Below are 6,517 nucleotides of genomic sequence, written 5' to 3' on the forward strand. Positions count from 1 at the left end.
CCTGGACCTGCGCGGCCATCAGGGACGACACCAGGCCTGGCGCCTGCCGGGCACAGGCCAGGGCGCTGACGGCGGCGACGGGGTTGCGTTTGTGCGGCAGGGTCGAGGAACCGCCGACCCCCGGCCCGCCGTCCTCGGTGACCTCGCCGACCTCGGTCTGGGACAGCAGGACCACGTCCTGCGCGGCGGTCCCCACGGCCCCGGCCACTCGCCCGAGGACGCCGGCGAGGTCGGCGACACGGCCGCGCTCGGTGTGCCAGGGCAGCAGCGGTTCGGCCAGGTCCAGCCGGCGGGCGAGCGCGGCGNGAGGCCAGGGTGCCCACCGCCCCGCCGAACTGCACGGCGATGCTCTCCTCGAGCGCCCGCCGCAGCCCGTTGCCGGCTGTGGAGAGCCCGTGCGCCCACCCGGCCGCGACCGCACCGAAGGTCGTGGGCAACGCCTGCTGCAGCAGGGTCCGCCCGGCCATGGGGGTGTCCCGGTGCTCGGCGGCCAGGGAACGCAGACATGCCGCCGCGTGGTCGAGGTCGGCCAGGACCACGTCCCCGGCCCGTCGCGAGAGGAGCATCGCGGCGGTGTCCATGACGTCCTGGCTGGTCGCGCCCTGGTGCACGTGGCGCGCGGCCTCGGCGTCCACGGTTCGCACACGGTCGGTGAGCTCCTTGACCAGCGGGATCACGGGGTTGCCCCCGCCCGCGGCCGCCTCTCCCAGCGCCCCGGTGTCGTACAGTTCCGGGTCGCACGCGCCGGCCACGGCCTCGGCCTGCGCGGGCGCCATCAGGCCGGTGTCGGCCAGGGAACGCGCCAACGCCGCCTCGGTGTCGAGCAGCGCCCGCAGCCAGGCGGTGTCGTCGGTGCACGGACCGACGGGGCCCCGCGTGAGGACCCCGTCGAACAGGCCGGTCATGTGGCTCCCTCGGTGGACGGGCGCCGCGGTAGGCGGCGCCCGGGCGGACTGTCAGATGTCGAAGAAGACCGTCTCTCCCTCACCCTGCAGACGGATGTCGAAACGGTAGCCGTCGGGGGCCGGGCCCGCCACGAGCGTGGCCCGCGCCTCCGGGGCCTCCACGCTGCCGAGCACCGGATCCGCGGCGTTGGCGGCCTCCTCCTCAGGGAAGTACAGGCGTGTGACGACCCGGTGCAGCATCCCGCGGGCGAAGACCGACACGTCGATGTGGGGCGCCTGGTCCCCGTCCGGCCCCGGTACCGGTCCCGGCTTCAGGGTGAGGATGCCGTAGGTGCCCTCACCGTCGGTGGGGCAGCGCCCGAACGCACGGAACCCCGGGAACGAACGTGCGCCGCGCGGATCGTCCGGGTGGTCGAAACGCCCGTCCGGGTCGGCCTGCCAGGTCTCGACGAGAGCGTCGGAGACCGGTTCCCCGGCCCCGTCGCGCACCGTCCCGCGGATCCACACCGCACCCCGTGTGCCCTCGTCGACCGCGAACGGGCCGTCCGGCCAGGGCAGACCGATGTGCAGGTACGGGCCCACCGTCTGGGACGGGGTGGTGGGGTAGGTGCTCACTCGTCGTCCTCCGCGATCTCTTCCTCGGACTCGAACGGGGTCTGGCCGTGTCCGCGCAGCACGATGTCCCAGCGGTAGGCCAGCGCCCACTCGGGTTCGGTGTTGCCGTAGTCGAACCGGGCGAGCATGCGCTCGCGGGCCTCCTCAGGCACCGAGTTCCACATCGGGTCCTGGAAGAACAGCGGGTCGTCCGGGAAGTACATCTGCGTGACGAGCCGCTGGGTGAAGGCCTGCCCGAACAGGGAGAAGTGGATGTGCGCCGGCCGCCACGCGTTCCGGTGGTTCTTCCAGGGGTAGGCGCCCGGCCGCACGGTCACGAACCGGTAGTACCCGTCGGCGTCGGTCATCGCGCGCCCGACCCCCGTGAAGTAGGGGTCCAGCGGGGCCGGCCAGTTGTCGCCGGTGTGGCGGTAGCGCCCGGCCGCGTTGGNGCTGTCGCGCACCTGCCCGTGCACCGTGATCCGCTGGCCCTGGGGTTCACCGCCCTCGTGCTGGCGGGTCAGGTCGTGGTCGAGCTCCCCGACCCGCTCGTGGCCCAGCACCGGGGACGTGATCTCGGTCAGCGTGTGCGGCAGCAGCGTGAGCGGCCGCTTCGGGTGGCGCAGCGCCGTGCTGTTGTACCCGGGGTAGTCCAGCGGGGGATGGGTGTCGTGGTCGCGGACGTACTGGGGCACGTACAGCCCCGACCCCGTCCTCGCCTCGGGGGTGGTGGACATCGTGTGGTCCTTTCGGTTCGTGCGCGGGCGCGTGGCTCAGGCCTCGAGGACGACGGCCAGCCCCTGGCCGACCCCGATGCAGAGTGTGGCCAGGCCCCACCCGCCGCCGCGCCGGCGCAGCTCGTGGGCGAGGGAGCCGAGGATACGGGCCCCGGACGCACCCAGCGGGTGACCCAGGGCGATGGCGCCGCCGTTGGGGTTGACGGCGGCCGGGTCCAAGCCCTCCCAGGAGCGCAGGCAGGCCAGGGACTGGGCGGCGAAGGCCTCGTTGAGCTCGACCACCGACAGGTCGCCCCAGCCGATGCCCGCGCGCTGCAGGGCGATCTCGGCGGCACGCACCGGACCGACCCCGAACACGTCCGGGTCCACCCCGGCCGCGCCCCGGCCGGCGATGCGCGCGAGCGGCTCCAGCCCGGTGCGGTCGGCCGCGGCACGGTCGCCCAGCAGCAGGGCCGCGGCCCCGTCGTTGAGGGGTGAGGCGTTGCCCGCGGTGACGGTGCCCTCGGACCGGAACACGGTCTTGAGCCCGCCGAGCTTGGCCAGGGACGTCTCCCGCACACACTCGTCGCGGTCCAGGTGTGCGCCGGACACCTGCACGATCTCGTCGTCGAAGGCGCCCTTCTCCCACGCCTTCGCGGCCTTGTCGTGGCTGTCCAGGGCGAAGGCGTCCTGTTCGTCGCGGTCGATGCCGAACTTGTCCGCCAGGCGCTCGGTCGCCTCACCCAGCGACACCGTCCACCGGTCGGGCATGCGCGGGTTGACCATGCGCCAGCCCAGAGTCGTGGAGTGCAGGGTCGCGTCGCCGGCCGGGAACCCCTTGGGTGGCTTGGGCAGGACCCAGGGGGCACGGCTCATCGACTCCACGCCCCCCGCCAGGACCAGGGAGGCGTCACCGGTCTGGATCGCGCGGCTGCCCTGTACCGCTGCCTCGAGCCCGGACCCGCACAGCCGGTTGACCGTCGACCCGGGGACCGAGGTGGGCAGCCCCGCCAGGATCGCCGCCATCCGGGCGACATTGCGGTTCTCCTCGCCGGCGCCGTTGGCGTTGCCCAGCAGCACCTCGTCGACGGGCGGTTCTCCCTCGCTGCCCCCCGGGCCGACGGGGGCCTCGGAACGCTCCAGGCCGGGTGCGCGGTCGACGAGGGCGCCGACGACGTGTGCGGCGAGGTCGTCGGGGCGGACGCCGGACAGCGCTCCGCCGAACTTTCCGAAGGGGGTACGGACGGCGTCGAGGACGTAGGTGTCGCTCACCGGGGCCTCCTGGTCGTGTGGGTGGGGACGGTCTTTGCGGGCCGGTCGGGCGGTGGGGCCGGTGTCAGCGGGCCCCGGTGAGAGAGCGAACCACGGACAGTTCGCCGTCGGTGGGGGCGGGGGTGCGCACGAGGTCGTCGGCGATCCTCAGGTCCCAGCCGGTGGCCTCGACGACCTGCTCGACCTCCACACCCGGGTGCACGCCGGTGAGCACCAGCTCGCTGGTCTCCGGATCGGGTTCGAGCACGCCGAGGTCGGTGATGACCCGGGTCGGGCCGGCGCCGCGCAGGCCCAGGCGCTCGCGGTCGCCCTTGCCGCGCCCGTGTCCGACGGAGGTCACGAAGTCCACCCGGTCGACGAAGGCGCGGCTGCTGTGGCGCATGATCACGATGACCTCGCGGCAGGACGCTGCGATCTCGGGCGCGCCGCCGGCACCGGGAAGGCGAACCTTCGGGTCCTCGTAGTCGCCGATCACCGTCGTGTTGATGTTGGCGTAGCGGTCGAGCTGTGCCGCGCCGAGGAACCCGACGTCGATGCGCCCGGCCTGCAGCCAGTAGTTGAAGACCTCCGGGACCGAGACCACGGTGTCGGCGGTGTCGGTGAGGATGCCGTCGCCGATGGAGAGCGGCAGGTGGTGGGGGACCGTTCCGAGTGTTCCGGACTCGTAGATCATCCACAGCCCGGGCGCGTGGGTGCGCCGGGCGACGTTCGCGGCGGTGCTGGGCAGGCCGATGCCGACGAAGCAGGACATCCCGTCCTCGAGCGAACGCGCCGCGGTGACGGTCATGATTTCGTCGGAGGTCCAGGTCACGGTGGTCACGAGGTGCTCCCTGCCGGGTCGGGGGTGGTCTCGCCCGACCGCTCGGGGCGGGCTCCGGGGGTTGCGGTGAGTTCGTCGAGCCAGGAGGTGAAGGCCTCGCGGTCGCGGCCGATCCTGTCCCATTCCTTGTAGGCGGAGTTGTCGCGCTCGTAGTAACCGTGGGCGTAGGAGGGGGCCGCGCCGCCGGGAACCACACTGACCGCGTCGACGACCCGGCCGGGCAGCAGGACCTGGCCGGGTACGGGCTCGAGGGTGTCGACGACCTCCTCCACCGTGACCAGCACGCGTTCGGCGGCCAGGGCGGCCTCCTTCTGGATCCCGGTGATGCCCCACAGCTGCACGTTGCCGTCGTGGTCGGCGCGCTGGGCGTGGACGACCGTGACGTCGGGGTTGACCGCGGGGACGGCAGCCACCTCCTGCCCGGTGAAGGGGCAGGTCACGGTGCTGATGTTGGGGTTGCTGCCCACGAGGTCGGTGCCGCTGTAACCGCGCAGGATCGCGAAGGGAAGGCCGGAGGCGCCCGCGACGTAGCGGTTGGCCATGCCGGCGTGGCTGTGCTCCTCGACCTCAAGGGGGACGGGCCAGCTGTGTGTGACCGCGTCGCGGAACCGGTGCAGCGAGCCCACTCCGGGGTTGCCGCCCCAGGAGAAGACGAGCTTGCGCGCGCACCCGGCGCCGATGAGCTGGTCGTAGACGATGTCGGGGGTCATCCGCACCAGGGTGAGGTCGCGCAGGCCCTGGCGGATGATCTCGTGCCCCGCGGCGACGGGGATGAGGTGGGTGAACCCTTCGAGGGCGACGGTGTCCCCGTCGCGGATGAGGGTGCGGACCGCCTCGTCCAGGGGCAGGACCATGAGGCCTCCGTTCGCATTGTGAATACTTGTTCTTATGACGAACAACCTGCCCACGAGATTAGCCACCCGTGAAAGGCCGGTCAAGGCCCCCGTTCCCGGCCCCGGGCGTGCCACGGCGGTCGGGAACCGGTGGGCGGGTTACTCTCCCCGCGACCCCGCACCCCCAGAGACGGATGTGACCCCGTGTCCTCCGAACGTGTACCGCCCCGGACCCGCCGCGCCTCACGGAGCACCGGGCGCCTGCTGCTGCGCGCCTTCCCCCGAGTGATGGGCGCGGTCACCGTCGGCTACGCGGTGGTCGTCCTCGTGCGGCCCGAGACGATGACCGCGGCCATCGGGCTGTCCGAGGCCGCGCCCGCCCCCGACCTCGCGCTGCTCACCCGCACCATGCTGGTGCGCGACCTCGCCTGCGGCGCGGCCATGATGCTCGTCCCCGCGGGGTGGCCGCTGCTCACCGCCATCGGCATCCGCGTCGCCTCCGACGCCGGGGACGCCGCCATCATGGGAACGGCCCTGCCCACGGGCGAAGATCGCACCGCCGCGCTGCTCGTCGCCGGGGGCTTCGGCGTGCTGTGCGCCCTCAGCGCCCTGGGCGCCCGGGCCGACGGGAGCCCGGTCTTGACTCCGAAGGGAGAATAGGCCCGCCCTCGGGGTGGAATCTGGGGGCTTCGCAACACCTGATGGCCCTTGTGGGCGGCGGTAGGTCGGGCAGGTGGTCGGCTGGGATTTTCCCACCGAGCGTTGTGCGTGGTCGGCCGTTGAGCTTGTGGGTGGGGTGTGGGTTTCTGTGGTGTTGCCTCGGGGTGTGCGTTCCGGCCCTGTTCGCCGGGCTGACCCGACCCGCATCGACGAACCACCCGCTCCCCCTGGCTGCCCAAAGGAACGGGTTCAAGGGCTGACTGCAACGGCCGACCCGCTGTGGCGCTGCATTGCGACCAACGCTTGCGGCGTGCGGGTGGCCCCTCGCTCCCGCGACGGCAACGGCAACGGCACAGGCGGCCCCGGCACTCCCGGCAGGGCATTGAGTCCCGGGCTGACAGGCGTGCGCCCGACACTCTCCGGTTTGGAGATTCTCCAGAAACCGCACGCGGCACCGGCCCCGACCGCGCCGGCTCCGACGGCGGCGGGGGTGCGGACGGCGCGCCGGGGCATCGGCGGCACGGGCGCCTCCGGCGCCCGCCCGGTCGTTGTTAGTGCCCACAAGGGCACTAGCACCCGCCAGTAGTGCTGATAACAGCACTAACAACGCCGCAGAACCGGGCGCCCGTCACACTGGTCCCACCAGCAACCGGGAGGGCGGGCCGCTCGCGGGACGCTTCTATGTCAAGCGGCGGGCCCGTAAGCCCTCTGCCCGAC

The 6,517-nt window shown here is 72.9% G+C and carries 6 protein-coding genes and 1 pseudogene; 1 reads left to right on the forward strand and 6 read right to left on the reverse strand.

What is annotated here, in order from left to right; genetic code table 11:
• The 6 genes and pseudogenes from D474_RS29900 to D474_RS0124025 form a co-directional block, all read right to left on the reverse strand.
• Window positions 1-905: pseudogene (locus D474_RS29900) on the reverse strand (lyase family protein); the annotation flags it as partial.
• 51 nt (window positions 906-956) lie between these two features.
• Window positions 957-1,520, reverse strand: a complete 564-nt coding sequence (gene pcaG, locus D474_RS0124005; protein ID WP_017616031.1) for a protocatechuate 3,4-dioxygenase subunit alpha — start codon at window positions 1,518-1,520, stop codon at window positions 957-959.
• On the reverse strand, window positions 1,517-2,236 hold the full coding sequence (locus D474_RS0124010; RefSeq protein ID WP_017616032.1) for a dioxygenase family protein: 720 nt from the start codon (window positions 2,234-2,236) through the stop codon (window positions 1,517-1,519). The genes pcaG and D474_RS0124010 overlap by 4 nt, the downstream gene beginning before the upstream one ends.
• Before the next feature lie 36 nt (window positions 2,237-2,272).
• On the reverse strand, window positions 2,273-3,487 hold the full coding sequence (locus D474_RS0124015) for a thiolase family protein (RefSeq protein ID WP_017616033.1): 1,215 nt from the start codon (window positions 3,485-3,487) through the stop codon (window positions 2,273-2,275).
• A gap of 64 nt (window positions 3,488-3,551) precedes the next feature.
• A complete protein-coding gene (locus tag D474_RS0124020; RefSeq protein WP_017616034.1) occupies window positions 3,552-4,307 on the reverse strand; it encodes a CoA-transferase subunit beta in 756 nt (251 codons plus the stop codon).
• Complete coding sequence (locus D474_RS0124025) at window positions 4,304-5,161, reverse strand: CoA transferase subunit A (RefSeq protein ID WP_017616035.1); 858 nt, start codon at window positions 5,159-5,161, stop codon at window positions 4,304-4,306. The genes D474_RS0124020 and D474_RS0124025 overlap by 4 nt, the downstream gene beginning before the upstream one ends.
• 183 nt (window positions 5,162-5,344) lie before the next feature.
• Between D474_RS0124025 and D474_RS29905 the strand changes: the two genes are divergently transcribed.
• The gene (locus D474_RS29905) at window positions 5,345-5,800 is read left to right on the forward strand and encodes a hypothetical protein (protein ID WP_017616036.1); all 456 of its coding nucleotides are present in this window, start codon (window positions 5,345-5,347) and stop codon (window positions 5,798-5,800) included.
• Window positions 5,801-6,517: the final 717 nt, after the last annotated feature.

Origin of the sequence: Nocardiopsis salina YIM 90010 (assembly GCF_000341025.1) — a bacterium.
Taxonomy (GTDB): Bacteria; Actinomycetota; Actinomycetes; order Streptosporangiales; family Streptosporangiaceae; genus Nocardiopsis; species Nocardiopsis salina.